This window comes from Pseudomonas sp. R1-6, from assembly GCF_051132115.1.
Classification (GTDB): domain Bacteria; phylum Pseudomonadota; class Gammaproteobacteria; order Pseudomonadales; family Pseudomonadaceae; genus Aquipseudomonas.
Window position 1 is genome coordinate 2,272,606 of record NZ_CP071662.1, and the last position, 26,913, is coordinate 2,299,518.

Below are 26,913 nucleotides of genomic sequence, written 5' to 3' on the forward strand. Positions count from 1 at the left end.
TTGTAGTGCTTTCAACCGCGCAGCCAGGAATCGACGGTGCTCGCACCGTATTTTTCCTTCCAGGCTTTCAAACCGCGATGGTTGCCGCCCTTGGTTTCGATCAGTTCGCCCGTGTGCGGGTTCTGATAGACCTTGACGACGCGGGCACGGCGGGTCTTTGGCGTCTTGCCCGACGACAGGCCTGATTTGGACGGGCTCGGGTCGAGGATCGCAACGATGTCGCGCAGGCCCTTGCCGTAGGTTTTCATCAGCCCTTGGAGCTTTTCTTCGAATTCGATTTCTTTCTTGAGCCCGGCGTCATTCTTCAAAGCTTCCAGCTGCGCGAGCTGCTCTTGAAGGGCCTTTTCGGCTTTGCGAAATTCAGCGAGTCTGGACAATATAATTACTCCAATCAAAATATAAGGCTGATACCAACCGCAAACAAAGCTATAAGCCAGGCGCCTTGTAGCGACTCGGTGACTAATGACTCTCCTGCTATCTGGTAGAGGCAGAAAAAATTGTAGTAGTTAAACCGAAAAGTGTAAATCGTAACTTTTTCGTTATGTAACAGCTGTTGGCGTTTTACCATCAGTCGAGCCGATGACGTCAAGCGACTGGCGACGGAGATTGGCTGTTAGCAGTACTAGGCGGTGTAATGCAATCGCGTGCTCTAGTCCGTTGGGCTAATAGATAACCCTATCGAAAGTTAAGCGCAATCAAGTCGGCTGAACGGCCTGTGCCAGCTCGATAAATGCCAGGGTTGCCGGCGAGGCCTGGCGGCTATCGAGTACGGCCAGGCCGATCTGTCGTGGGACGGGAGGCGACAGAGGACGAACAACGAAGCCAGGATTATCGAACAGGGGCAACGAGCCTTCGGACACTACGCTCACCGCGTCGCCACGAGTGACGAGGTCGAGCGTACTGAGCAGTTGCGAGCAGCGATAACGGACATTGGGTGTCAAGCGCGCGGCATTGAACAGTCGCCAGACCAGTTCCGACGAGCCGGCCTCGGTGAGAATGAAAGGGTCGTCGCACAAATCCTTGAGTTGCACGTGGGTTCGATCCCCGAGGGCGTGAGCAGCAGGGAGCAAGGCGACCATCTGGTCGGTCACCAACGCGAACGTATCGAAGCGTTCCTCCGGCAAGACTACGAAACCGACGTCGATCCGGCGTTCGTCCAACCATTGCAGAACCTGCCGGTCCGGCCCCTCGTCGACATGCACTTCGATCCCCGGGTGCAAGGTCCTGAAGCGTTCCAGGATAGCGGGCAACAGCTTCATCGAGGCTGTCGGGCCGAACGAGCCGATGCGCAAGGTTCCGCGGCGCATGCCTCGGGCATCCGCGGCTTCCTGGCGCAGCGTGTTGGCCAAGCCGAGCATGGCTCGGGCCCGCAGCAGCAATTGCTGGCCGATGTCGCTGGGCTCCACCAGGGTCTGATGACGCCTGAACAGCTCGACGCCCAGTTCGTTTTCCAAGGACCTGATTGCGTGCGACACCGCTGATTGTCCGATGCCCAACCGTGTCGCGGCTGCCGTGAAGCCGCGCAGCTCGGCGACCAGCGAAAAGATTTCGAGTTGGGTCAGGGTCATGAGTAAAAGCTCATTTTACGATGACAAGATATGAGGCGAACAATACGGCACTTGAGCGACAGAGAAAACCGTGGCGAGAGAGCTCCCTCGTCACTGGCATCCGAACGACCTTGAATGAGATGAAAGCAATGAAACCCATGGAACATTCCATGCCGATCGCTTCCGACCTGCCGGTCTACCTGAAGCTCGCCATGGTCACAATGATCTGGGGAGGGACGTTCGTGGCCGGGCGGATCCTCTCCAATGCATTGGCGCCCATGCTGGCCGCCAGCCTGCGCTTTCTGCTGGCGAGTCTCGCGCTGCTGGTGTTTCTCGGGGTGGCCGGCATTCCTCTGGCCAGGCCCAGCCTGAAGCAGGGCTTGCAACTGGCGATGCTGGGGTTCTTCGGTATTTTCTTCTACAACCTGTGTTTCTTTTATGGTTTGCAATACATCAGCGCGTCGCGGGCCTCGTTGATCGTGGCGTTGAACCCCGCGGTGATCGGGCTGGCCTCCTGGTGGTTATTCAAGGAGCGGCTGAGCCGCTTGAAAGTCGCCGGCATCGTCTTGTGTCTCGGCGGGGCGGGTCTGGTGATCGTGGGTCGTGACCCGGCCTTGCTACAAACAACGGAGCAAGGGTGGATAGGCGACGTGCTGATTTTCGGCTGCGTGCTCGGCTGGGGTATTTACTCGCTATTTTCCAAAAGCCTGAATGAAAGCCTTGGCCCGTTGCAAACGGTGACCTGGTCGATCCTGCTGGGCACGCTGATGCTTTGGGGAGCGTGCGCGGTCGGGGGAGAGATTCGCTTCGCGGCGCTGACCGCACTGGATGCCGGGCAATGGCTGAGCCTGTTGTACCTTGGCGTACTGGGCTCGGCGCTGGCCTATATCGCCTGGTATGACGGCATCCGCCGGATTGGCGCGACCCGGTCCGGCGTGTTCATCGCGCTCAATCCACTGACGGCGGTCCTGCTGGGCGCCTTGCTATTGGACGAACGGCTTACGGCCTTGATGTGCGGGGGCGGGGGGCTGATCCTGATGGGTATTTTCCTGTGCAACAAACCCCTTGCACGCTCGGCCAAAAAGGCGATTTGATACCCAAGGCGGACAAATGTGGTTACGCTGTGTAGAATCGATTTACGCATATAAGAATAACGTCTTCTGGCAGCAGAAGCCTCGCCCGCAAGAGCCTTGGGTCGACAATGAAGATACTTGGGTTTCAACTGATCTATGGCGATTTCCTCGCCCGCAGCGTCCGCGGTATTTCCTGCGCGCCGCCGCGCGCCCTCAGCATCACTGGCAACTAACGTTTCTTGTTAATTGATAAGCATGATGAGGCGCCGACATGGCAGATCTATACGAAAACCCGATGGGCCTGATGGGCTTTGAATTCATCGAATTTGCATCCCCTACGCCCAACACCCTGGAGCCGATCTTCGAGATCATGGGTTTCACCAAGGTAGCGACCCACCGCTCCAAGGACGTACACCTGTATCGCCAGGGCGCGATCAACCTGATCCTCAACAACGAGCCCAATAGCGTGGCGTCCTACTTCGCCGCCGAACACGGTCCGTCGGTTTGCGGCATGGCGTTCCGCGTCAAGGACTCGCAAAAAGCCTACAAGCGCGCCCTGGAACTCGGTGCCCAGCCGATCCATATCGAGACCGGCCCGATGGAGCTGAACCTGCCTGCGATCAAAGGCATCGGCGGCGCGCCGCTGTACCTGATCGACCGTTTTGGCGAAGGCAGCTCGATCTATGACATCGATTTCGTGTTTCTCGACGGTGTCGACCGCAATCCGGTGGGTGCGGGGCTCAAGATCATCGATCACCTGACCCACAACGTGTATCGCGGGCGCATGGCGTACTGGGCGAACTTCTATGAGAAGTTGTTCAACTTCCGCGAGATCCGCTACTTCGACATCAAGGGCGAATACACCGGGTTGACCTCCAAGGCCATGACCGCGCCGGACGGCATGATCCGCATTCCGCTGAACGAAGAATCCTCGAAGGGCGCTGGCCAGATCGAAGAGTTCCTGATGCAGTTCAACGGCGAGGGCATCCAGCATGTGGCGTTCCTCACTGACGACCTGATCAAGACCTGGGATGGGCTGAAGAAAATCGGCATGCGCTTCATGACCGCGCCGCCGGACACCTACTACGAAATGCTCGAGGGCCGTCTGCCGAATCATGGCGAGCCAGTGGCGGAGCTGCAATCGCGTGGCATCCTGCTCGATGGTGCTTCCGAGCAGGGCGATAAGCGCTTGCTGCTGCAGATTTTCTCGGAAACCCTGATGGGCCCGGTGTTCTTCGAATTCATCCAGCGCAAGGGCGACGATGGCTTCGGCGAGGGCAATTTCAAGGCGCTGTTCGAGTCGATCGAGCGTGACCAGGTGCGCCGTGGTGTGCTGACTACTGACTAATGCCTGAGTGTCACAAACACCGCCCGGCCTGATGCCGGGCGGTTTTTTTTGCCCGGCGCAAGCTACGCTGGCGATCCATCCGCCCGTGGTGGCGCTATCGCCAGCAAGCTCGCCCGCGCCCTGGATATTGGCCAGAGCAGGTCCCGGCATCAATGCTTGACCGGTGCTGTTTGTCAGGCGCTTTGCACGCGTTTCAACCCAATCGCTTCATCCAGGTGGGCCGTGAGGGCGTCCAGGTTGTCAAACAGACGAAGCTCGGTAAGCCCCCATTCCGGTCGATTGATATAAAGCTTGCCCGACAACTGATCCTTGCTGACCAGCGTTCTTTTGATCGAGCTGTCCTTGGAACGGTGGAAGATCATGGTGCCTTCCGGTCTGGTTTCGACAAGGTACATGCCAGGATCGGTCAGCCGTGGGTGCCTATCCATCAGGCGCAGCGGCGAGACGGGAATCACCGTCGTGCCGCTGACCTGTTTCAGACCGGCAGTCTTGAGCGCCCACACCAGCCCATCGATGTCCTTGAACTTCACTCTGTTGACTTGCCACACCCGGTGGTAATGCTGGGACAGATCGGGAATGTCGACCGATAGCTGGTCAGCAGCCATAAGCAGAGGGTATACGCTGAAGTCCCCCAGCTGATGTTTCGCCAGGTACAGCTGAAACCCATCTTCCGAGCGTTCGATCAGGAATTCGTTCGGCTTGTTCAACAACTTGCCAGGGCTGACGGGCGCCCGCCGTATCAGCTGGGTGCCGGTACTTATCTCCAGCAGCAGATCTGACTTCACAAAAAGGTACCCGGCGCCGGAGGGAGTACGGTGAGCGGCTGGTCGTGCGATGGGCAAGAGACTGGAAACGATCTCTCCTTCATCGGGCAGCACTCGCGTGGGTTGACTGCCGGCATCGACCACGCGTACCCCGACGGCACCTTGCAGTTCAGCCAATCCGGGGGTGTTTCGAGCGGTATTGGCGTGGCCGCTCTCTACCAGCGCCACCCATTTGTGCGGGCCCCGGTGGGCCTGGTCGGTCTCGATGAGGGTATGGGCCACGTACTTGAAGTTCCTGGAGCGCTCGGGGGCGTGCCGCCTCATTTCGTCCCTGAAGGTGATCGACGTGTCGAGCGCCTGCACCTTGATGCCGTGCTGGTGAGCAACAGTGATGAGGTTGACCAACGAATGGGCGCTGGAGGGATTCATCTGCTGGAGTTCGTCCTGGCGCCGGAGATTCGCCCTCAGAGGATCGTACATCGCACCGCTGGAGGCAAATGCATCCAGCCGGGGTTGATCGTATTCACTGATCAGGTTTTCCATGTAGAGCGTCTTGACCTGCTGCTCCTTCAGGGCGGGCATGTTGTCGATCAAGAGCTTCCTGGCGCCGATGGCGTTGTAGGCCGCTCCCAAGACCAGGCCGTTGGATACACGGTAAATGCTTTCAAGCACAGCGGGGGGTGGGCTGTAAGGTTGCAGTGCCGGCGTGGGCGGCCTGGGGCGGGTGACCGGTTGGCCTTCGAAGAAGTACTGGCTGGCGCTGATGGTATCCCTGGCGCGCTGGAAACGTTCCCGCTGCGCGGTTTCGACATCGAGACCACGCTGCACCGGTATTGTCGCAAAAAGGCTATGGGGGTCCTGCGTAAGGTTGGCACTTCGAATGTCTTGTTCCAGAACGCGTCGGTAACGAACGGGCAGCTCGAATGGCTTCATGCCCTGGCCCCCTACGTTCAGATTCAAATCAGCGGCCCCGAGCGACGGGTCCTGGATGACCTGCAGGTTCGGGCCATGGGCAAGGTCCTCGACATGCAAGCTCATCACACCTTGCACTTGGGCCAGGCCAGGCGTGTTGGGGTAGCTGAAAGTCACCGTGGCGTGCTGCTCCTGTTCAAGAGCGATGTTCCTTTTACGATACTGGGACGCTCCCACCAGGGCGACCCACTTGCCTTGCGGACGATTAAGGCGGTCGGCGTTGATCACTTGGCTGGCGTGATACGTGAACAGGCCTCGGAAACCGTCGTCTCCGGACAGTTCCGCCTGGGCCCTGGCGGCGCAGTCCAGGGCCTGGACCCTTATGCCATTTTCCCGCGCCGCGATGATCAGGTTCTGATAGGTGTAGGGCGTTGGCGGGACCGCGTCATCATTCACGTCGAGAGCGTGCAGGCGACGCTTCAGTCTGGCGTCGAGGACACCGGTCCTGGCGAACCCGTCCAGGACGACCTGGTCGATGTCGATTCGCAAGCGATCCAGGTACAGCGTCGTTACACCGCTTGCGACCAGTGCCGGCATCGCGTCGATCAGTTGCATCTTGCTGCCGGTGCCCGAAAACCGCTCCGTCATGACCAGGCCTTGGGAGTGTTCGAAGATTTTCTCGATGAGCTTGGAAAATGTCTCCACGCCAAGCAACGAAGGAGCGGCGGAACGAGGGATCCGTTGGGCGTTTTGAAGGAATAACCGGGCGTCCTCTTTCAGTTGGTTCTGTTGGGTCCGGTAAATAGGGCCTAAAGCAGCGTCGCGCTCTTTGATGGACTGGCTCGATAGCCCCTCGTTCCTGCGATCGAATACTGCTCGCTGGTCCTTGCCCAGTTGGTAGGCCCGCAGCTTCGTGGCGAAGGCGTTTTCGCGCCAGGACACCGCGCCTGTTGGCCGATAGAGTGCCGGGCCCGAAGGTGACAGTTCATTCAGGCCCCACGCGTAATAAGCGTTCAAGGCAGGGTCATGGACGACCCGGGCGACTTTCCCGTCGTCCAGATCGACGTAGCTGCCGTTGCCGTTGACCCGAAGACCATCGGCGCGGGCCGGTGGCAACCCTTCGGGTGGATTGAGCGCGTAGCGATCCAAGGACCTTGGCGAAGGCTGCGCAGCCGTTGGGGCGCCACTGGTCGGGTCCGTCAGCTCGACGGGTGGCGGCGGGCTCTTCTGGGATGAAGCCCCGGCAGAGCCACTGGGCTCGGACGTCGACGTGTGGGGGCGTGGCGGGATGCCGGTCCCAGGCAATGCAAGATGAGGCGGCAGCCTGACGTCGGGTAGGGTGATCGTGCCCGGATCGGTGCCTGGCGTGTCTGTGCCCTTCGGGCGCACAGGTTTTTTTGGAGACATGTTCTCTTCCTTGATAGGTGTCGTGTTGCAGCGGCCAGCCGGTGCCGACGCGTGCGGGTGCGATGCGTCGACCGGGTCTGAAAACAGGTTGGTCTTGGCTGCTTGGACGTGTTGAGGGAGTGCCGTTCAGTGCTGGGCAACGGTCCCGATCATCAGGTCCGAGCTGTTCACTTCTTGCGTGTCGTCGCTAGCGAGAATCCAGCGCTGGTCCAGTACGTCATAGAAGATCGCGCCTGGCGTGCCGTCAGCGAGGCGAACGCCAGCGACGCTGAGAAATGTCGTCGCCAGGCTGCCATCAGCTTCATGGGCCTGGATTTCTCGCAGGAGCGTGGCAATGTCGGCATGGAACCTGGCATTGATGCTCAACAGTCGCGCTTTTGCCAGATCGGTGTCGATCTGGTAACGGGTGCCGGACACGAGTTCCACATGCGCAATTTCCGGTGGTTTCCGGTCATCGGGCGCTGGCGTGAGCAACAACCGCACGTCACCGAGCAGGACCCAGGTCCTACCGACACGGATATCGCTGCGGGCCAGATCCATGTCAAAGCTGTCGGCGTGAATATTCCACACCGACGAATCGGTTGCGCTGGTCGTATACAGGCGCAGGGTGGCGCCAGGGCTGGGGTGGACTTCGTAAGTGGAGGCGTTGCCCTCCAGCTCGTAAATGCTGGTGTGCTGGCGTTCAGGTAACCTGATTTTTTGCGGTCTGGATGGCAGGCGTATGACTTCATGGGACGGGGACCGGAAGACAGCACGACCAGGGCGTCGGCGCAGTACATGGCGCCCCTCGACCACGCGTGTTCCCGGGTTCTGATAATCATCGTGGAATGACGGCCGTACCGTACCCACCCGGTAGGAGGTGCCGTCACGAAAGACCAGAGTGATGGCGCGCGTGAGCGATACGCCAGTGGACATCAACGTGCCCGTGACATTCGACGCAACACCTGGTTATGCTTCATCCAATGATCGAGCGTCAGCCGCGTGCCGTTGGTGAATTGCAGCACCAGCTTCATGTCGCTGTAGGTCAGCCAGTTCCAATAACCGATGGTGCAAACCTCCACGCGGTAATGAGCGTGGACGGCTTCCAATTCGCTGTCGTCATGGTCCAGGAACAGCGTGGTGGTTGCGTTGGCCGGTTGCTGCGGGATATCGAAGATCGGCTCGGGGCATTCCCTGGCAACGAAATAGTTTTCGGTGACGAGATCCCGTGAGGCGACTTTTTCACCATTGAAAATGACCGGCGCGGGCGGCGATTTGCCTTGGTGCACCATGATCGCGCTGATGGGGTGATCTTCCGGGGCGAGCAAACCGTCTGGCAGATCCGGCTTGAAAGTGAAGCCATCTTGCGTCACGAACAGCAGAGCGTCATTACGCAGGACCCGTTGAGTCCCAACCTGGCAATACGTATCGACAATGCACAGCTCGCGAAATAAATCCGTTGTCTGCGCATCATGGGATAACCTCACCTTCAATGACGTGCCCTGGATTTTCCAACCCTGGATCCCTTCCGCTGGGTAGCCGAGTTCAATGATGCTCGGCTCCGTCCCATCCTCGGTGATATGGATGTCGCCAGTGTTGATGGCGACGTAGTAACGGTCCGTGCCGGGGCCACCGTCGACCCGACTGGAGTTGCCCATCAGCCGGAAAACATCATCGCCGCGTCCACCGGTGGCTCGGTCATCCATACCATTGAGCGTGATGTGGTTGGGGTGCCGGTCACCGATGACTCGGCTGTAGCCACGCGGCAGTGTCTCGACGTTTTCAATCGAGGTGATCGTTGCGTAGTGGGCAGGGTGGGTGTCGTCGTGGGACTTCAACAGGGAGAGTCCGCCGGGCAGATCGATTTCAAGGCCGAGATAGGTGTAAGAGCCGTTGACGTCCGGGAGCCGACCCTGCAACGACAGCGTGTCGTTGCCCGCGCCGCCATGCAGCGCGTTCCTGGCATCCACGACCGGCGTCTTGAGGGTCCCGTTCACATGGAACATGAACGCATCATCCTCCGAACCTCCCGTCAGGCTCTTTTTACCCGTTGAGAAGCTGAAGTAGTTGGGTTTGTCGTATACGCCGAAGACCTGGTCGTTGCCGCCACCCAACTGCCAGTAGATGCCCTTGCCCTTGCCCGGTTCACCGACGGTCACCCTGGGAGCCTTGTCCAGCCCCCGAGATGCATCGATTACATCGTCGCTTTCCACTACCTCTGGTGTGCTCACTTCCCGGTAAGGCTGCTCGCCGTCATCCCAGTGCAGTTTCCAGTGCTTGAGCGGTTGCATGTTGACTTCGAAGCGGCCGCTGACGAGGGCTTCCACGCTGGGTTTCAGCTCGCCGTCCAGCAGCTTGCGCGCCTGGTCCACCAGCGCCTGGGTGTACCCGACACGGGTGCGCGCAACCTCGTAGCGTCCCATCACTTGCGTATCGAGCGCTTGCCCAGTGAACGCGAACCAACCCGAGCGCCAGCGTTCGTTGATGCTCAGCTCGATGTAATCGTCAATGTCATCGACCTGGCGTGCTGCGCCGTAGATCCTTGCGCCCACCATCAGAACGGCGCACGCCACCAACCCAACCGCGCCGGTCAGACCGAACCCCGCCATTGCCGCCGCCCCGAGCGCGACCGAGAGGCCTGCGCTCGCCACGCTCATGCCGGCCGAGACGTAATGGTCCATGGCTTCCTTGCCCGTGGATCTGGCGGCGGCGTCGAAGGCATTGATCGCGTGGTAGATATCGAAAGGGAGCGTGAGGATACCGGCCATCAGGCCCGCGCTGCGGATCAGCCATTTGCCCACGGCGGTGGCCTTGAAGCCCATGAGCACCCGGTCAGCCTGGCGCAGCATTTGTTTTCCGGTCTTCAACAGCCCGTGCTCCACCATGACCGAAGTGAGCTCACCGCCGATTTCCCCGGAGCTGACCGCTATCTCGGCCAGATCGCTGTTTCTCAGGCCATCACGGATCCCCACCAGACCACCGTAGATTCCGTAGATCTGCATGCCCAGCGCAGCGGTGAGCATACCGTGGCTCTTCAGGTTGTTGACCCAGGTTGGCATGCCCGGTGCGAAGGGTTGGCCCTGCAACGCTTGCATCGCCTGCAACGCATCGAGCAATTTGCCGAACGTGTCCATCGACCCGCTGGGGACGTGGCCTGGTGTTGGCTCAAGAATCGCGGGGGAGCTGGAGGATCGGACGGACGCGAGCTCGAATAACAGAGAGGTCGCATCGGGGGCGTTGCCCAAAGGGTGCGCCTTGATGTAAGTCTCGATCATCAGTGGATCGAACCGGACGGCATCGATCAGCGCTCCGTCCGGTTGCGAAAGAAGTGCCGAGTCTGTTGCGGTCCCGGCGTCGCCCAGGCGTGCGCCCATGCGATAAAGGTCGACGCGGCTTATGCTCAACTCGCCAATCTTCACCGGCCCCAGGCGTTCATCCAAACGCGTGAGCCGTTCCCGGGGCGTTGGTTTTTTATCCGGTTGCGTGTCGTTATGTTCGGGCAGACGTTGCAGCGGATGGGACGTGATATCGGTGATCACCACAGGTGGAATCCGTTCCACCCCTGGTTGGGCGGATCGCCCTTGGGAAGGTTCTGACATCGATAATTCCTTTATCGTAAGGTCTGCCGAGCGCCCTCCTGGCGTTCGTGCGGGCATGATAAAGGAGCTGGACCTGGCGCGTGGGCGCAGAGTGTTTCGTGATGCAAGCTGGGGCAGTCAGGCCCGGCGCCGTTGCCGCACCATATGCTTGGACCCTTCGAATACCAGAACCGCCACGGCCATCCAGATGGGGATATAGGTCAGCCATTCTTCAGCCTGGATGCTTTCACCCAGCAGCAGCGCGACCCCCAGCAACAACACCGGCTCGACGTAGCTCAACAGCCCGAACAGGCTGAAGGGCAGCAACCGGCTGGCAACGATATAGGCCACCAGGGCCGAGGCACTGATGACGCCGAGCAGCGGGATCAGCAGCGACAGCCATGGGTGTTGATTGAAAACCTTGAAACCTTGTTCGCCGCTCTGCACGAACCAGAGCGCCAACGGCAGCATCAACGTCATGTCCAGCCAGAGCCCACCCAGGTTGTCGGTGCGCAGGCGTTTGCGCAGGATGAAATAGATCGGATAGCCCAGCACCACCAGTAACGTCGCCCAGGAAAACCCACCCACCCGGTACAGCTCGTTGAGCACGCCGAGAGAAGCGAAAAACACCGCGGCTTTCTGCAGGCGCGAAAGGCGCTCGCCATAGGCGATGCGCCCCGTCAGGACCATCGATAGCGGCAGCAGGAAATAGCCCAGCGACACGTCCAGGCTGTAGCCGTTGAGCGGCGCCCACATGAACAGCCACAACTGCGCCCCCATCAGTGCCGATGACGCCATTGCACCCAGCAGCAAGCGCGGCGTGGCGATCAGGCGTGCGACAAGATCCGAGACGAGTTTCCATTCACGGGAGATCAGCATGAACGCAGTCATGCACGGCATCGTCAGCAACATGCGCCAACCGAAAATCTCCAGGCCCGTCAGCGGCGCGAGCAGCGAGGTGTAGTAGTACATGACGGCGAACAGGGCGGATGCCGAGACCGATAGAGCGATGCCTTTGGACACGGATGCCTCTTGTTATTGGAATTGCAGCACGATACGGAAAGCCGTTTACCCGTGGCGAGGGAGCTTGCTCCCGCTGGGCCGCGTAGCGGCCCCAAAGAGCGACTGCTGCGCAGCCGAGCGGGAGCACGCTCCCTCGCCACGGTGATCTCAGTGTAAGTTACGACGTACGCGGCACGCGCCCCGGCACGAAATGGCCGACATCATTGAACCCCGGCGTCGAGGCATGGCCCGGTGTCACCAGCGAATCGATGAACGCTTCATCCTCCGCCGTGATTTTCACCGCCTGCGCCTTGGTGTACGAATCCCACTGCTCCTCCGTGCGCGGCCCGACGATGGCCGAGGTGACGGCATTGTTGTTCAGCACCCAGGCGATGGCGAACTCGACGATGCCCACGCCGCGGCCCTGGGTGTATTCCAGGATCTGCTGGGCGATGCGCAGGGACTCGACCCGCCATTCGGTTTCCAGGATGCGCTTGTCCTGGCGTCCGGCACGGCTGTTGGCGTCCGGTGCGACGTCTGGCGCGTACTTGCCGCTGAGCACGCCGCGAGCCAGGGGGCTGAACGGCACCACGCCAAGGCCATAATTCTGCGCCGCTGTGATCTGCTCGGTTTCCGCCTGGCGGTTGACGATGTTGTACAGCGGTTGGCTGATGACCGGGCGGTCGATGCCCAGGCTGTCGGCAATGCGGATCACCTCGGCGATGCGCCAGCCGCGGTAGTTCGACAGGCCCCAGTAGCGGATCTTGCCCTGGCGAATCAGGTCGCCGATGGCCGACACGGTGACGTGCAGCGGGGTGTTGTGGTCTTCGCGGTGCAGGTAATAGATATCCAGGTAATCGGTGCCCAGGCGCGTCAGGCTGGCCTCGATCCCATTGAACAGATGCTTGCGGCTCAGGCCGCTGCGGTTAGGCATACCGTCCGGCGGGCCGAAGCCGACCTTGGTGGCGAGCACCCATTCATGGCGACGATGGGCAATCGCCTCGCCGACGATTTCTTCGGAGCGACCGCCGGTGTAGACGTCCGCGGTGTCGATGAAGTTGATGCCCTGGTCCCAGGCCTTGTCGATGATCCGCAGCGAATCTTCGGTGCTGGTCTGTTCGCCGAACATCATGGTTCCCAGGGTCAACGTCGAGACTTGCAACCCTGAATGGCCTAGCGTGCGGTAGCTCATGACAAGATCCTTTTATTCATGGGGAAAGGTTCAATCAAATACCAGAACCGCCGCAAGGATCAAACAGAATTCTCAAACCACCACAAATCAATTGTGGGAGCGAGCAAGCTCGCTCCCACAGGGTAAAAGAGGTGTCAGGCCCGCAAGGTGCGGGTCATGCGCAGCGCCAACAGGCTGCCGCAGACGATCACGCCGGCCAGCAGGTACAGCGCCGCATCGGTCGAGCCAGTGGTGTCCTTGACCCAGCCCACCAGGTATGGGCTGAGGAAACCGGCCATCTGGCCCATGGAGTTGATCAACGCCAGCCCGCCGGCCGCCGCGCCCGCGCTGAGCAGGGCGGTGGGCACCGGCCAGAACATCGGCAGGCCGGTGAGGGCGCCCATGGTGGCGATGGACAGGCCGAGGATGGCGATGGCCGGCGTGGTGTCGAAGTTCACCGCGATCAGCAGCCCCACCGCGCCCATCAGCATCGGCACGACCAAGTGCCAGCGACGCTCCTTGTGCAGATCCGCCGAGCGCCCCACCAGCAACATGAACACCGCCGCCAGCAGATAGGGAATCGCACTCAGCCAGCCGATCACCAGGTTATCGCTGAAACCGAGGTTCTTGATGATCGACGGCAGCCAGAAATTGATCGCATACACGCCGCTCTGGATGCAGAAGTACACCAGGCCGAAGGCCCAGATCGCCGGGTTCTTGAACACGGCGGCCAGGGAGTCTGTGGTGGTTTTCGGTTTGTTGGCCAGGTCTTCGGCGTGGTCGGCGGTGAGCACGGCGCGTTCATGGTCGGTCAGCCAGGTGGCCTTGGCGAAGGTGTCGCTGAGCAGGAAGAACGCCAGGGCGCCGAGAATCACTGTCGGGATGCCTTGCAGCAGGAACATCCACTGCCAACCCGCCAGGCCGCCCTGGCCGGCGGCGAAGTGGTTGAGAATCCAGCCGGAAAACGGGCTGCCCAGCAGCCCCGACACTGGGATGGCCGACATGAACAGCGCCATGATCCGGCCACGGCGGAACGTCGGGAACCATTGCGAAAGGTACAGCACGACGCCAGGGAAGAACCCGGCTTCAGCCGCCCCGGTGAACAGCCGCAAGGTGTAGAACTGGGTTGGGGTGGTGACGAACAGCAGGCAGGTCGACAGCGTGCCCCAGGTGATCATCATCAGGGCGATCCAGCGCCGAGGGCCGAATTTGGTCAAGGCCAGGTTGCTCGGCACGCCGCACAGCACGTAGCCGATGAAGAAGATCCCGGCGCCGAGGCCGTACACGGTTTCGCTGAACTTCAACGCGTCGAGCATCTGCAACTTGGCGAAGCCAACGTTCACCCGGTCGAGGTAGTTGAACAGGTAGCAGATGAAGATGAACGGGATCAAACGCAGGGTGATGCGCTTGTAGACGGTATTCTTTTCGTCGGGGGTAGCCAGGAGGGCTGCTGCGCTCTGGGACATGACGGGGCTCTCTTTATTATGATTTTGGCGTGCCAAGGGGTAACGTTGACCGCCCCTTGAGTCTCGGCCAGCCCAAGGTCCCGTGTCTTTGTGCCGCAGCACAACGTTTGCAATCCGACCCTGTGCGCCTGACCAATCCCGTGGGCGGCGCACCTCAAAACAACAATCACGCCGCTTGCAAGGAACACCGCCCATGTTCGAACTCGATCACGACCTGGCGCAGGACATCGTCGACCGGGCGATGGCGATTCTGCCCTATAACGTCAACGTCATGGACAACCAGGGCTTGATCCTCGGCAGCGGCGAGCGCGAGCGCATCAATACCCGACACGAGGGCGCGCAACTGGTCCTCGCCAACGGACGGGTGGTGGAAATCGACGAGCACACCGCCGTCCACCTCAAGGGCGTACAGCCGGGAATCAACCTGCCATTGATGCTCGACCAGCGCTTGATCGGCGTGCTGGGCATTACCGGCGAACCCGCGCAATTGCGCACTTACGCCGAACTGGTGCGCATGACCGCCGAAATGCTGCTCGGCCAGCGCAACCAGCAGGCCGAGCAGCAATGGCGCCGCCAGCGTTGCGATGACTTGCTGGCATTGCTGCTGGGCGATGCCGGTGATTCGCCAAGGTTGCTCGATGAAGCGCAGCAGATGGGCCTCAAGCCGCAGCTGTCGCGCGTACCGTATCTGTTCGAATTGGGCTTGGAGCATGGCCCTGGTCAAACCGTCGAATCGCTGAGCGCCTGGCTGATGTCGCGCTACCCGGACAGCTGGTGCCTGACGTCGTCCAAATCCTCCTTGCTCTGGTGCCGGCCGGTCACGGCCTCGGTGGAGAACGAGCGGCTGCTGGGCAAGCTCGATGGCCTGGGCTGGAGCATCCTGCGAGTTGCTGTGGGCGGCCAGGCCGAGGGGCTGGCGGGGCTGCGCCGTTGCTACCGGCGGGTGGCGGATCTGCTGGCGTATGGGCGCGATGTCCTGCCGCAGTCGCGCTTGCTGCTCCTCAATCGCTATCGACTGCCGGTGATGCTCTGGCGGCATCGCAGCGATGATGCCCTCGACGAACTGCTCAGCCCGTTGCGCAAAGTGATCGCCAAGGACAGCAACGGCCAATTGCTCGCTACCTTGCGAAGCTGGTGCGAACACGACGGCCAGAGCCAGGCCTGCGCCGACGCCCTGGGCATCCACCGCAACAGCCTGCGCTATCGCATGGAACGAATCGCCGAACTCAGCGGCGTCGACCCGCTCAGGCTGGATGGGATGCTGGCGTTGTACCTGGGGGTTCAATTGTTGCCCCATGATCAGAACTTTCCGGAGTGACCCCTTCGCGAGCAGGCTCGCTCCCACCATTGATCTCCAGTGATTACAGAATATGCGACCACAGCAGTTCCCATGTGGGAGCGAGCCTGCTCGTGAAGAGGCCAGCAATGCCAACCCATCCTTTGTGAATTTGACCAATAATGCCCAAGGTCTTTTGTGCGGCGGACCGGCGTCAGAGTCGCGGTCAGCTGGCAGCATGCTGTACATCGGAACCGGAGAACAAAAATGAAAATAGTCATCGCCCCCGACTCGTTCAAGGACAGCCTCAGCGCCCAGGCCGTGGCGGACGCCATCGCAGGAGGGCTGGCCGAGGTCTGGTCGGACGCGCAGCTGATCAAGTGCCCAATGGCCGATGGCGGCGAGGGAACGGTGGAGGCGGTGCTCGCGGCCTGCGATGGCCAATGGCGCGAGGCGCGGGTCCGTGGCCCGCTGGGCGCCGCTGTCCAAGCCCGCTGGGGCTGGTTGCCCGACAGCCGCACGGCGATCATCGAGATGGCCGAGGCCAGCGGCCTGCAACTGGTGCCGCCGGGACAGCGCGACGCTTGTTCCAGCAGCACCTATGGCACTGGCGAACTGATCCGCGCCGCTTTGGATGAAGGGGCGAGCCGAGTCATCCTGGCGATCGGTGGCAGCGCCACCAACGACGGCGGCGCCGGGGCGATGCAGGCACTGGGCGCGGCATTGCTGGACGACCAGGGCCAAGCCCTGCCGCCCGGCGGCCTGGCCTTGGGCAAACTGGCGCGTATCGACCTGGGCGACCTGGACCCGCGCCTGGCCGGCGTGTGCTTCGAGATTGCCGCCGATGTCGACAACCCCCTTTGCGGTCCCCATGGCGCTTCAGCCGTGTTCGGCCCGCAGAAAGGCGCCTCCGCCGAGCAGGTGCAACAACTGGACCGGGCGCTGGGACACTTTGCTGAACATTGTGCCCAAGTGTTGAACCGCGACGTTCGCGACGAACCCGGCAGCGGTGCCGCTGGCGGCCTGGGGTTTGCCGCCAAGGCGTTCCTCCAGGCGCAGTTTCGTACCGGCGTGGAAGTCGTCGCACAATTGACCGGCCTGGCCGATGCGATCGACGGCGCCGACCTGGTGATCACCGGCGAAGGCCGTTTCGACGCCCAGACCCTGCGTGGCAAGACGCCGTTTGGCGTGGCCCGCATCGCCCAGCGGCGCGGCGTACCGGTGGTGGTCATCGCCGGCACGCTGGGGGAGGGCTACGAAGCGCTTTATGAGCACGGCATCGATGCCGCGTTTGCCCTGGCGAATGGGCCGATGACGCTACAAGAAGCTTGCGCCGATGCGCCACGCCTGCTGGCCGAGCGGGCCCGGGACATCGCCCGGCTCTGGCGAGTGGCGGCGCGCTGACTTGCCCTTGGGGCAGTCGCCAGGACGCATCAGTCGTCGGAGATTGCCTTGGGACATTGACCCGCCCGCACACCCTGCGTAGCCTTGCGCCTTCGAGGTTCTTCGGCACGCGCCGAAGCTAGGGTCTGTATGAAATGTTCGCGTACAGAGCCTGAGAAGGGAACGCGGTCCAAGCCGCGGCTGCCCCCGCAACTGTGAACGGTGCTGTTTCTGCAAGGCCACTGTGCTTGCCCTATACAACGGGCGCACGGGAAGGCGCAGCAAAATGTCAGTCCCGGCTTTGAAAAAAGCCGATCTGGCCCGCCGTCAGCCAGGAGACCTGCCTCGACAACAGATTCTCACTACAACCGGGCGGGGTGATCCGGTGGCGAAATCTTCCGCGCGCGCCTGTGCCAGTGGTTGTCGTCCCGTTTGCCCGCCACCTTGCCAAAGGGCATCCGATGAAAACACTGGCCAAACTCCCCGTCACCATCGTCACCGGTTTCCTCGGGTCGGGTAAGACCACCTTGCTGCGGCACATGCTCGACAACGCCCAAGGCCGACGTATCGCGGTCATCGTCAACGAGTTCGGCGAACTGGGCATTGACGGGGAGATCCTCAAGCAGTGCTCCATCGGTTGCACCGAAGAAGAAGCCAACGGCCGCGTCTATGAACTGGCCAACGGCTGCCTGTGCTGCACCGTGCAGGAAGAGTTCTTCCCGGTGATGCGTGAGTTGGTGGCGCGTCGCGGCGACCTCGACCACATCCTCATCGAAACCTCCGGCCTGGCCTTGCCCAAGCCGCTGGTCCAGGCCTTCCAGTGGCCGGAAATCCGCAGCGCCTGCACCGTCGATGCGGTCATCACCGTGGTCGATAGCCCGGCCGTGGCCGCGGGCACCTTCGCCGCGTTCCCGGACAAGGTCGATGCCCAGCGCAAGCTGGACCCGAACCTGGACCATGAATCACCGCTGCACGAGCTGTTCGCCGATCAACTGGCGAGCGCCGACCTGGTGATCCTCAACAAAGCCGACCTGATCAACCCCGAGGACCTGGCCAAAGTCCGCCTGGAAGTCGCCGAAGAGCTGCCGCCAGCGGTCAAGGTCATCGAAGCAAGCAACGGTCGCCTGCCGCTGGACGTGTTGATCGGCCTGGGCGCGGGCTCCGAGGAACACATCGACAGCCGCCACAGCCATCACGACCACCACCATGACGGCGATGACGACGACCACGATCACGATGCCTTCGATTCGATTTCCATCGAACTGCCCCAAGCTGACGAAAGCCTGCTGCTGGACGCGCTGACGCAACTGGTAATTCAGCATGACGTATTGCGGGTCAAGGGCTTCGCGGCCATCCCGAACAAGCCGATGCGCCTGTTGATCCAAGGTGTGGGCACGCGCTTCGACAAGCACTTCGACCGCCAGTGGGGCGCCGATGAAGCGCGCGTCACACGTCTGGTACTGATCGGCCAGGCCCTGGACGCCGGGCTGCTCGAAGCGCAGTTGCGCGCCGCCCTCAGCGTCTAAACCATGCACCTGCTCAGGACCCAGCCCGGTGGTTTCGTGTCGGATGACAACATCGCCGACCTCGGGCAAACCCCCGCCGAGCTGGTGATCCTGTGCAGCGGCGATTCCAGTCTGGCGCTGCTGGCAGAAGCGGCGCGGCAGTTGCCGGACGATTTTCCGCAGTTTCGCCTCGCCAACCCGATGCAAGTGCAGAACCACGCCTCGGTGGATCTGTACGTTGAAGATGTATTGCGCCACGCCAAGGTCATCCTGCTGTCGTTGCACGGAGGCATCGGCTATTGGCGCTACGGCGTCGAGCGCCTGGTGGAACTGGCCGGGCGCGGGGTGAAACTGATCCTGGTGCCGGGGGACGACCGTCCGGACCCGGAGCTCAGCGACCTGAGCAACGTGTCCGCCGAGCACCGCGATCGGCTCTGGCAGTTTCTTCGTCAAGGCGGATTGGAAAACGCCCTTAACCTGTTCCGTCACCTGGGCAGCCAATGGTTTGGCCGCGATTATCCGTGGGGCGAGCCCCAGCCCCTGGCGCGCACGGCGATCTATCACCCGGAAAAAACCAACGCGACCCTGAATGATTGGCAAGCGGACTGGCGGGCAGGCGATCCCGTAGCGGCGCTGTTGTTTTATCGCTCCCACCTGCAAGCCGCGAACACCGCGTTCATCGACGTGTTCTGCCAGCGGCTGCAAGCGGCGGGGCTCAACCCTTTGCCGATCGCCGTGGCGAGCCTCAAGGAACCCGGTTGTCTGGCACAGGTGGAAGACTGGCTGGACGAAGTGGCAACGGGGGTTATTCTCAACACCACCGGCTTTGCACAATCGAGTCCGGAAGCGCCGCACTTGCGGCCGTTTCGCCGCGATATCCCGGTGATCCAGGCGATCTGCGCCCAGGACAACGAACCCGGCTGGCGCGCCAGCGAACAAGGCCTGGGCCCACGGGACCTGGCGATGCACATCGCCTTGCCGGAGCTGGACGGGCGAATCATCAGCCGGCCCATCAGTTTCAAGGACCTGGCCTGGCGCAGCGAGCGCAGCCAGAGCGATGTAGTCTGCTACCGGGCGATACCCGAACGCATGGATTTTGTCGCTGGACTGGCCCGCCGCTGGACCACCCTGCCGCGCCTGCCCAACGCCGAAAAGCGCGTGGCGCTGATCCTCGCCAACTACCCGACCCGGGACGGACGCATCGGCAACGGCGTCGGCCTGGACACGCCAGCGGCGGCGCTGAATATTCTGCGGGCGATGCAGGCCGAGGGTTATCCGCTGACCACCAAGCTGCCGGCCAGCGGCACCGCGCTGATCCGGCAGTTGCTCGGCGGCGTCACCAACGACCTGGACAGCCTCGACCTGCGGCCTTGTCATCAGAGCCTGGCCGTCGACGCGTACCGGGCCCTGTTCGACGCGCTGCCCGAGGCCAATCGCCAAGCGGTGCTGGAACGTTGGGGCGCACCCGAGCAGGACCCGATGTTCCGTGACGGACGCTTGATGATCGCCGGCCTGCGCCTGGGCCTGACGTTCGTCGGCATTCAGCCGGCGCGGGGGTATCAGGTCGATCCGAGCGCGGTGTACCACGACCCGGACCTGGTGCCGCCCCATGGCTACCTGGCGTTCTATTTCTGGTTGCGCCACACCTACGGCGCTCACGCCGTGATTCACGTCGGCAAGCACGGTAACCTCGAATGGCTGCCGGGCAAGGGCGTCGGGCTGTCGGAAAACTGCTGGCCGGACGCGCTGCTGGGGCCGCTGCCAAACATCTATCCGTTCATCGTCAACGACCCGGGCGAGGGCGCTCAGGCCAAGCGGCGTACCCAGGCGGTGATCATCGACCACCTGATGCCACCGCTGACCCGCGCCGAAACCTACGGGCCGCTGCGCAACCTGGAGCTGCTGGCTGACGAATACTACGAGGCGCAATTGCTCGATCCGCGCCGCGCCAGGGAATTGCAACGGGACATCCTGGCCCTGGTGCGCGAGACGCATATCGACCGCGAGCTGCAACTCGACGCCGGCCTCGACAGCGACGCCGACGCGGCGATCTGGCTGCCGCGCCTGGACACCTACCTGTGCGACCTGAAGGAATCGCAGATTCGCGATGGCCTGCATATCTTTGGCGAGTCGCCGAGCGGACGGCTGCGCATCGACACCTTGCTGGCATTGCTGCGCATTCCCCGTGGCGACGGCAAGGGCGCCCAGTCGAGCCTGCTACGGGCCCTGGCCAAGGCGTTCGGGTTGGGCTTCGATCCGCTCGATTGCACCTTGGCCGAGCCTTGGGCCGGCGAGCGCCCCGAGGCTTTGCGCGACGTCAGCGATGAGCCCTGGCGCACCGTCGGCGACAGCCGTGAGCGTCTGGAGCTGTTCGCGGCGCGACTGATCGAGCAAGCCTTGGCCGGCGATATCGCGCAGCTCGACGCGCCGGGTTGGGAGACGGTGCACGGCATCATCGACCACCTGCGTGCCGTCGTCGCGCCGCGCCTGGATGCCTGTGGCTCGGCGGAAATGGGCGGCTTGCTCGACGCATTGGGCGGGCGTTTCGTACCGGCCGGCCCCAGTGGCGCGCCGAGTCGCGGACGCTTGGATGTGCTGCCCACCGGGCGCAACTTCTTCTCCGTCGACGTGCGCAACTTGCCCACCACCACGGCGTGGCGCATCGGTTTTCAGTCGGCGAGCCTGATTCTGGAGCGGCACCTGCAAGACCACGGCGATCACCTGCGCCAGCTCGGCCTGTCGGTGTGGGGCACCGCCACCATGCGCACCGGCGGCGACGACATTGCCCAGGCCATGGCGCTGATGGGCGTGCGTCCGGTGTGGGCCACGGGCAGCCAGCGGGTCGACGATTTCGAGATCCTGCCGTTGAGCCTGCTGGACCGGCCTCGGGTGGATGTGACGTTGCGGGTGTCCGGGTTTTTCCGGGACGCCTTCGCCAATCTGATCCGCTTGTTCGATGCGGCGGTGCAAGCCGTAGCGGCCCTGGATGAACCCGATGACATGAACCCGCTGGCGGCCAAAGTGAGTGCCGAGCGCGAAGCCTTGCTGCAATCGGGCTTGCCCATGGAAGACGCGGCGCGCCAGGCCGGCTGGCGGATTTTCGGCGCCAAGCCCGGCGCCTATGGGGCGGGCGTGCAGGGGGCCATTGACGGTCGGCTCTGGCAGAGTCGCGAAGACCTCGCCGAGGTGTACCTCAACTGGGGCGGTTATGCGTATGGCGCGGGCGACGAAGGCACCGCCGCGCGGGCGCAATTTTCCCGGCGCCTGAGCCAGGTGCAAGCGGTGTTGCAGAACCAGGACAACCGTGAGCACGACCTGCTCGATTCCAACGATTACTACCAATTCCAGGGCGGCATGCTCGCAGCCGTGGAAACCCTCAGCGGCGAAACCGCCGCCAGTTATCACGGCGATCACAGCCAACCGGATCTGCCGAAGATCCGTACCTTGAAAGAAGAACTCAACCGAGTCATCCGTTCCCGCGCGGCCAATCCGAAGTGGATCGACGGGGTCAAGCGTCATGGCTACAAAGGCGCGTTCGAACTGGCGGCGACGGTGGACAACCTGTTCGCCTTCGACGCCACCACCCAGTTGATCGAAGACCACCAGTACGCCTTGCTGGCCGATGCCTATCTGCTCGATCCGCATACCCGTGACTTCGTCCGGCAGCACAACCCCGACGCCCTGCGGGACATGACCGAGCGCATGCTCGAAGCGCAGCAGCGGGGGATGTGGCAGGCGCCGGGGGATTATCGCGAGGCGCTGGAAAACCTGCTGCTGGACATCGAAGAAGATGGCTGACTTACCGACGGATGACGGCCGCTTGTGGCGAGGGAGCTTGCTCCCGCTCGGCTGCGAAGCAGTCGTCATCCAGAACAGCAGCGTGACCAAAGGTTCTTGGGGCCGCTGCGCGCTACAGCGGGAGCAAGCTCCCTCGCCACAGGGGACCTCCTTACATTGATGAGATATCTCATATGACCGACACCCCACATTTCCCCCTCGCCGCCGTGGTCGGCGCCGATGCGCTGAAACTGGCCCTGTGCCTGGCGGCCATCGATCCGAAGATCGGCGGCGTGCTGATCGAAGGCCCGCGCGGGATGGCCAAGTCCACCCTGGCCCGGGGCCTTGCGGATATGTTGGCCAGCGGTCAGTTCGTGACCTTGCCCCTTGGCGCCACCGAGGAGCGGCTGGTGGGCACCCTCGACCTGGACGCGGCATTGGGGCAAGGGCGCGCGCAGTTTTCCCCGGGGGTGCTGGCCAAGGCCGACGGCGGCGTGTTGTACGTCGATGAGGTGAACCTGTTGCCTGATCACCTGGTGGACCTGCTATTGGATGTCGCCGCCAGCGGCACCAACCTGATCGAGCGCGACGGTATTTCCCACCGGCATCCGGCGCGTTTCGTGTTGATCGGTACGATGAACCCGGAAGAAGGCGAACTGCGTCCGCAACTGCTCGACCGCTTCGGCCTCAACGTGGCCCTCAATGGCCACACCGCACCGGCCGAGCGCGGGCAGATCATCCGTCGCCGCCTGGATTTCGACAACGACCCGGCGGCGTTTTGCGCCGAGTGGGAGCCGGCCCAGCAGCGGTTGCGTGAACGCTGCGAACAGGCCCGCGCAGGCTTGGCCCAAATCCCCCTGGATGACGCGGCGCTGGGGCAGATCACCGAGCGTTGCTTTGCCTGCGGAGTCGATGGGTTGCGCGCCGACCTGGTCTGGCTGCGGGCTGCCCGCGCGCATGCCGCCTGGCGTGGCGCGCACGCCATCGCTGCTGAAGACATCGATGCCGTTGCCGAATTTGCCCTGCGTCATCGCCGCCGCGAGCATGCCGCTCCGGCCCCCGCGCCAAACCAGGCCCCACCTTCGAACCCGAATGAAACCAGCCAACCCAGCGAAGGCCAAGGCCAAAGGGGCGACCTGCCGCCCCGGGCGTTGCCGACCGGCGCCCGACGAGACGTGCCGAGCTGGCCAAAAAAGCCCTAGGCATTCGCCCCCGTTCGCCGTCGGGGGCGAATGCCAGACCCCGTCCGGGACGTCTGGACCATGGGCGCCAAGGCCACGGCAGAGCAGCGTCCAACGGTGTGGTGGACTGGCCGGGCACGCTGCTCAAGGGGCGCCCGCGCCTGGCTGCGGACCTGCGTTTCAAATCGCGGCAGCGTTCAGCCCATGAACTGTGGTTGGTGATTGTCGACGCATCGGCCTCGACCCGTCGCCATCGGGCCTTGAGCGACGGCAAGGGCCTGCTGGCGCAACTGTTCGACGAGGCCTACCGACAACGCGCACGGTTGGCGCTGTTGACGGCCAGCGGCGCCACGCCGACCTGGCAAGTGCAAGGGCTCAAGGCCTCCCACGGCCTGGTGAAGTGGCTCGACGCGCTGGGGGCCGGTGGTGGTACGCCGTTGCTGGCGGCGATCGGCGAGGCGCAGCGCTGGCTGGCCTCCCGTCGCAAGCGCTTCCCGGCGGAGCGACAGCGGGTGTTGCTGATGACCGACGGCCGGGTGAGAGACGGGCAACCCATGCCGCCCCTCGATTGCCCCAGCCTGCTCATCGACATCGAGCGCGGGCCGATCCGCCTGGGTCGGGCGCGGCAATTGGCGGGGCAGTTGGGGGCTGAGTATCGGCATATTGATGAAGGCACTTGAAATGAGCTGTGGCTGTCTGGGCCCTATCGCGAGCAAGCTCGCTCCCACATGGGTTTCGCTGTGAACACATAACTGCTGAACACCCCAGCTCCCTGTGGGAGCGAGCTTGCTCGCGATGGCATCACCCCGGTTCCAATGCTCTGCCCACCCAACCCGCATCACTGCTCTATGCTCAAGCAACTCTCAAAGGAATGAACCCATGCGCGTACTCGTCACCAACCCCCAGGACGATTTCAGGGTCAAGGCCTACGCAGGCACCAACGGTGTGCTGCTCGCCATGGACCTCGCCGAGCCACGGCGCAAGGGGCTGTTGGGCTTCGCCATCGAGAAGCAGCACGGTGACAAGCCGTGGCTGTTCCTGTTCAACAGTCTGACCTTCCCCGACAAGGCCCACACCTTCCCGCAGTTCCATGCCACGCCCAGCGACAAGGCGCCGTTGCAGAAATTTCGCTGGGCCGATTACGCGGTCAACCCTGGCACGACGATCCATTACCGCGTGCACCTGGCCTACGGCAGTCCCGATGCGCCGCAGTTGGGCGAGGCCCTTGCGTTGACCGTCACCAGCGATGACGGCCAGCCTGCCAACCAGAGCGTCATCTTCAATCGCGCGGTGGCCGCCAGCCAGGCGTTCCAGCGCAAGTTTCCGGAATTGGACAGCCTGATCAGCGCCAATCGGAGCCTGTCCATTGAAGACTGGCCGGATGCGCCGCGTCGCTGGCTGGAAAACGGTTTGCTGGGGCGCCTGGTCGGCTTCATCGACCGGGCCCTGGATGCAAGCTGGGCGTTGGACGTGGCCATTTATGAATACGAACTGCCAGTGATCGTCGAGGCGGTCAACGCGGCCCATGCGCGCGGCGCTCGGGTGAGGGTGCTTTACCATGCCCAGCCGGAGGACGAGGCGACGATCAGCAACGAAGCCAGCCTGCAAAAACTGCCGGCGGCGAACAAGCGTGGTCGAGTCACCCATAGCATTTTCCACGACAAGTTCATCGTCCTGAGCAAAATCGACCGGCATGGAGTGCCGACACCCGAGGCCGTATTGTGTGGCAGCACCAACTTCACCGCCAACGGCGTCTATCGCCAGGCCAACGTCATCCATGTGCTGGACGAACCACGCATCAGTGACAGTTATCGCCAGGTGTTCGAGCAGATCTGGGCCAACCCCGGGGACGTCGACGCCACCCGCGATTGGCTGACGCTCAGCAATCCCATGGACGGCGACGAAAAACTCTTCGCCGGTTTTTCGCCCCGCAACGGCAAGGGCGATCTCGATCGCTTTGTCGAGATCATCGCGGCCGCGCGCAAGGACCTGCTGTTCGTCACCGCATTCGTCTTGCCCGAGCGGATTCTCGATGCCTTGCTCGGCCAGCCGAACGACGACGTGTTGCGCTACGGCCTGCAAAACACCACCAGCCGCATCACCGGTTTCCATGCCGACCGCACCGCCGAATTCGCCGCCACCGCGCTGCTCAATACGGGCCTGGAGGGTTGGCTGCGGGAAAACATGAAAGGCCAGAAGGGCAACCTGCTGGTCCACACCAAGGCCGTGGTCACCGACTTCACCAGTGACTCGCCGACCATCATCAGCGGCAGCCACAACCTGAGCGCCGCCGCCAGCGCCAGCAACGACGAGAATTATCTGATCATCCAGGGCGACACCGACCTGGCCGACCGCTACGGGCTGGAACTGCTGCGCTTCTATGAGCACTACCGGTTTCGCTATTTCGCAAAAAAGCTCGCCCTCAAGCAGGTCCAGCCCCTGGCGCCGGACGACAGCTGGAGCGATGACTATTACCGCGAGGGCGATCTGCGGATGTTGTCCAGGATCAGGTTTTGCGGCCGTTGAAGCGGCCGTCGAAAACGTTTCCACGTTGTGCTGCCAATCGCTGCGCCACGGCGCAGATCCTGCCGTAAACCGCTCGGCAAAACGTCGCCTGGCGCACCATAACTGCCCCCAAACCCTCAGAAACACGGGCGCAGCGCCCGTGTCTGGAGCATCCCGCAAAGTCTGCTGAGCGGGCCCCGCAAAACGGTGGTTTGTACCAAGCGTCGACTATTTTTAACGGTTTTTCCACGGTCTCATGGTGTTGTAATGAAAACGTGATGCAGCGTTGCCGCGAGCCTCACGAATGGCGTCAATGTTTGCTTCGTCATGCCTTCAACAACAAATCCAGGACCGCACTCATGAGCTTTCTTCGACCCAAGTACATCACCTTCGACTGCTACGGCACGTTGACCAACTTCCAGATGGGCAACATGACGCGCGAGCTGTTCGCCGACCGTGTCGATGCCGGGCAGATGGACCAATTCGTCAAGGACTTCGCCGCTTATCGCCTGGACCAGGTGATGGGTGACTGGCGGCCTTATGATGAGATCATCAAGACCTCCCTGATGCGGGTCTGCAAGCGTTGGAACGTCGAATACCGCGGCGAAGGCCAGCTCTATTACGACGCCGTGCCAACCTGGGGCCCCCACGCCGATGTGCCGGCGGGCCTGTCGAAGATCGCCGACAAGATCCCCCTGGTGATTTTTTCCAACGCGATGGACGAGCAGATCATGTCCAACGTCGACAAGCTCGGCGCGCCTTTCCATAAAGTGTTCACTGCCCAGCAGGCCCAGGCCTACAAGCCGCGGCTGGCCGCGTTCGAATACATGCTCGATAACCTCGGCTGCGGGCCGGAGGATGTGCTGCATGTGTCGTCGAGCTTCCGTTACGACCTGATGCCGGCCAATGACATGAAGATCAAGCACAAGGCCTTCGTTGCTCGTGGTCATGAGCAACCGGGCAACTCGATCTACAACTACCACCAGATCCCCGATATCGGCGGGCTGCCTGGACTGGTCGGGCTCTGAAACCGAGCGAA

18 protein-coding genes and 1 riboswitch are annotated in these 26,913 nt (G+C 62.4%); of the genes, 10 read left to right on the plus strand and 8 right to left on the minus strand.

What is annotated here, in order from left to right:
- Positions 1 to 11 precede the first annotated feature (11 nt).
- Both J3P81_RS10545 and J3P81_RS10550 read right to left on the minus strand, forming a co-directional pair.
- Positions 12 to 377, minus strand: a complete 366-nt coding sequence (locus tag J3P81_RS10545) for a histone-like nucleoid-structuring protein, MvaT/MvaU family (protein ID WP_420767720.1) — start codon at positions 375 to 377, stop codon at positions 12 to 14.
- A 318-nt stretch (positions 378 to 695) separates the two neighbouring features.
- Positions 696 to 1,568 carry a LysR family transcriptional regulator gene (locus J3P81_RS10550; RefSeq protein ID WP_420767721.1) on the minus strand — a complete coding sequence of 291 codons (873 nt, stop codon included), beginning with the start codon at positions 1,566 to 1,568 and terminating at the stop codon, positions 696 to 698.
- A gap of 128 nt (positions 1,569 to 1,696) precedes the next feature.
- On the opposite strand from J3P81_RS10550, the gene J3P81_RS10555 reads away from it, so the two are divergent.
- Both J3P81_RS10555 and hppD read left to right on the plus strand, forming a co-directional pair.
- Positions 1,697 to 2,641, plus strand: a complete 945-nt coding sequence (locus J3P81_RS10555; RefSeq protein WP_434563625.1) for a DMT family transporter — start codon at positions 1,697 to 1,699, stop codon at positions 2,639 to 2,641.
- Positions 2,642 to 2,891: 250 nt separating this feature from the next.
- On the plus strand, positions 2,892 to 3,968 hold the full coding sequence (gene hppD, locus J3P81_RS10560; RefSeq protein WP_434563627.1) for a 4-hydroxyphenylpyruvate dioxygenase: 1,077 nt from the start codon (positions 2,892 to 2,894) through the stop codon (positions 3,966 to 3,968).
- A 173-nt stretch (positions 3,969 to 4,141) separates the two neighbouring features.
- Here the strand turns inward: hppD and J3P81_RS10565 are convergent, their stop codons facing one another.
- The 6 genes from J3P81_RS10565 to J3P81_RS10590 all read right to left on the minus strand — a co-directional run bounded on the left by J3P81_RS10565 (position 4,142) and on the right by J3P81_RS10590 (position 14,247).
- On the minus strand, positions 4,142 to 7,051 hold the full coding sequence (locus tag J3P81_RS10565) for a hypothetical protein (protein WP_434563629.1): 2,910 nt from the start codon (positions 7,049 to 7,051) through the stop codon (positions 4,142 to 4,144).
- A gap of 126 nt (positions 7,052 to 7,177) precedes the next feature.
- Positions 7,178 to 7,966 (minus strand): hypothetical protein, encoded by a 789-nt coding sequence (locus tag J3P81_RS10570; RefSeq protein WP_434563631.1) that lies wholly within the window; start codon positions 7,964 to 7,966, stop codon positions 7,178 to 7,180.
- Positions 7,966 to 10,629: a calcium-binding protein gene (locus J3P81_RS10575; protein WP_434563633.1), complete on the minus strand. Its 2,664-nt coding sequence runs from the start codon at positions 10,627 to 10,629 to the stop codon at positions 7,966 to 7,968. The genes J3P81_RS10570 and J3P81_RS10575 overlap by 1 nt, the downstream gene beginning before the upstream one ends.
- 117 nt (positions 10,630 to 10,746) lie before the next feature.
- Positions 10,747 to 11,631 (minus strand): EamA family transporter RarD, encoded by an 885-nt coding sequence (gene rarD / locus J3P81_RS10580; protein WP_420767726.1) that lies wholly within the window; start codon positions 11,629 to 11,631, stop codon positions 10,747 to 10,749.
- A gap of 157 nt (positions 11,632 to 11,788) precedes the next feature.
- The gene (locus J3P81_RS10585; RefSeq protein ID WP_434563635.1) at positions 11,789 to 12,802 is read right to left on the minus strand and encodes an aldo/keto reductase; all 1,014 of its coding nucleotides are present in this window, start codon (positions 12,800 to 12,802) and stop codon (positions 11,789 to 11,791) included.
- 134 nt (positions 12,803 to 12,936) lie between these two features.
- Positions 12,937 to 14,247, minus strand: a complete 1,311-nt coding sequence (locus J3P81_RS10590; protein ID WP_434563637.1) for an MFS transporter — start codon at positions 14,245 to 14,247, stop codon at positions 12,937 to 12,939.
- A gap of 193 nt (positions 14,248 to 14,440) precedes the next feature.
- Here J3P81_RS10590 and J3P81_RS10595 point away from each other — a divergent pair, with 193 nt between their 5' ends.
- The 8 genes from J3P81_RS10595 to J3P81_RS10630 all read left to right on the plus strand — a co-directional run bounded on the left by J3P81_RS10595 (position 14,441) and on the right by J3P81_RS10630 (position 26,902).
- A complete protein-coding gene (locus J3P81_RS10595) occupies positions 14,441 to 15,565 on the plus strand; it encodes a sugar diacid recognition domain-containing protein (protein WP_434563639.1) in 1,125 nt (374 codons plus the stop codon).
- 225 nt (positions 15,566 to 15,790) lie between these two features.
- On the plus strand, positions 15,791 to 16,927 hold the full coding sequence (locus J3P81_RS10600) for a glycerate kinase (protein ID WP_434563641.1): 1,137 nt from the start codon (positions 15,791 to 15,793) through the stop codon (positions 16,925 to 16,927).
- Between the two features lie 104 nt (positions 16,928 to 17,031).
- Positions 17,032 to 17,268, plus strand: a riboswitch (cobalamin riboswitch).
- 99 nt (positions 17,269 to 17,367) lie between these two features.
- On the plus strand, positions 17,368 to 18,432 hold the full coding sequence (gene cobW / locus J3P81_RS10605) for a cobalamin biosynthesis protein CobW (protein ID WP_420767731.1): 1,065 nt from the start codon (positions 17,368 to 17,370) through the stop codon (positions 18,430 to 18,432).
- Between the two features lie 3 nt (positions 18,433 to 18,435).
- Positions 18,436 to 22,209 carry a cobaltochelatase subunit CobN gene (gene cobN / locus J3P81_RS10610; protein WP_434563643.1) on the plus strand — a complete coding sequence of 1,258 codons (3,774 nt, stop codon included), beginning with the start codon at positions 18,436 to 18,438 and terminating at the stop codon, positions 22,207 to 22,209.
- A gap of 173 nt (positions 22,210 to 22,382) precedes the next feature.
- Positions 22,383 to 23,390, plus strand: a complete 1,008-nt coding sequence (locus tag J3P81_RS10615) for an ATP-binding protein (RefSeq protein WP_434563645.1) — start codon at positions 22,383 to 22,385, stop codon at positions 23,388 to 23,390.
- On the plus strand, positions 23,372 to 24,049 hold the full coding sequence (locus tag J3P81_RS10620) for a vWA domain-containing protein (protein ID WP_434564097.1): 678 nt from the start codon (positions 23,372 to 23,374) through the stop codon (positions 24,047 to 24,049). Before J3P81_RS10615 ends, J3P81_RS10620 begins: the two co-directional genes overlap by 19 nt.
- Before the next feature lie 199 nt (positions 24,050 to 24,248).
- The gene (locus tag J3P81_RS10625) at positions 24,249 to 25,895 is read left to right on the plus strand and encodes a phospholipase D-like domain-containing protein (RefSeq protein WP_434563647.1); all 1,647 of its coding nucleotides are present in this window, start codon (positions 24,249 to 24,251) and stop codon (positions 25,893 to 25,895) included.
- A 338-nt stretch (positions 25,896 to 26,233) separates the two neighbouring features.
- Positions 26,234 to 26,902: a haloacid dehalogenase type II gene (locus J3P81_RS10630; protein ID WP_420766630.1), complete on the plus strand. Its 669-nt coding sequence runs from the start codon at positions 26,234 to 26,236 to the stop codon at positions 26,900 to 26,902.
- Positions 26,903 to 26,913: the final 11 nt, after the last annotated feature.

Coding starts and splice junctions, on each gene's coding strand:
- J3P81_RS10550 (WP_420767721.1), bottom strand. CDS start 1,568: ATGACCCTGACCCAACTCGAAATCTTTTCGCTGGTCGCCGAGCTGCGC.
- J3P81_RS10555 (WP_434563625.1), top strand. CDS start 1,697: ATGAAACCCATGGAACATTCCATGCCGATCGCTTCCGACCTGCCGGTC.
- hppD (WP_434563627.1), top strand. CDS start 2,892: ATGGCAGATCTATACGAAAACCCGATGGGCCTGATGGGCTTTGAATTC.
- J3P81_RS10565 (WP_434563629.1), bottom strand. CDS start 7,051: ATGTCTCCAAAAAAACCTGTGCGCCCGAAGGGCACAGACACGCCAGGC.
- J3P81_RS10570 (WP_434563631.1), bottom strand. CDS start 7,966: ATGTCCACTGGCGTATCGCTCACGCGCGCCATCACTCTGGTCTTTCGT.
- J3P81_RS10575 (WP_434563633.1), bottom strand. CDS start 10,629: ATGTCAGAACCTTCCCAAGGGCGATCCGCCCAACCAGGGGTGGAACGG.
- J3P81_RS10585 (WP_434563635.1), bottom strand. CDS start 12,802: ATGAGCTACCGCACGCTAGGCCATTCAGGGTTGCAAGTCTCGACGTTG.
- J3P81_RS10590 (WP_434563637.1), bottom strand. CDS start 14,247: ATGTCCCAGAGCGCAGCAGCCCTCCTGGCTACCCCCGACGAAAAGAAT.
- J3P81_RS10595 (WP_434563639.1), top strand. CDS start 14,441: ATGTTCGAACTCGATCACGACCTGGCGCAGGACATCGTCGACCGGGCG.
- J3P81_RS10600 (WP_434563641.1), top strand. CDS start 15,791: ATGAAAATAGTCATCGCCCCCGACTCGTTCAAGGACAGCCTCAGCGCC.
- cobW (WP_420767731.1), top strand. CDS start 17,368: ATGAAAACACTGGCCAAACTCCCCGTCACCATCGTCACCGGTTTCCTC.
- cobN (WP_434563643.1), top strand. CDS start 18,436: ATGCACCTGCTCAGGACCCAGCCCGGTGGTTTCGTGTCGGATGACAAC.
- J3P81_RS10615 (WP_434563645.1), top strand. CDS start 22,383: ATGACCGACACCCCACATTTCCCCCTCGCCGCCGTGGTCGGCGCCGAT.
- J3P81_RS10625 (WP_434563647.1), top strand. CDS start 24,249: ATGCGCGTACTCGTCACCAACCCCCAGGACGATTTCAGGGTCAAGGCC.
- J3P81_RS10630 (WP_420766630.1), top strand. CDS start 26,234: ATGAGCTTTCTTCGACCCAAGTACATCACCTTCGACTGCTACGGCACG.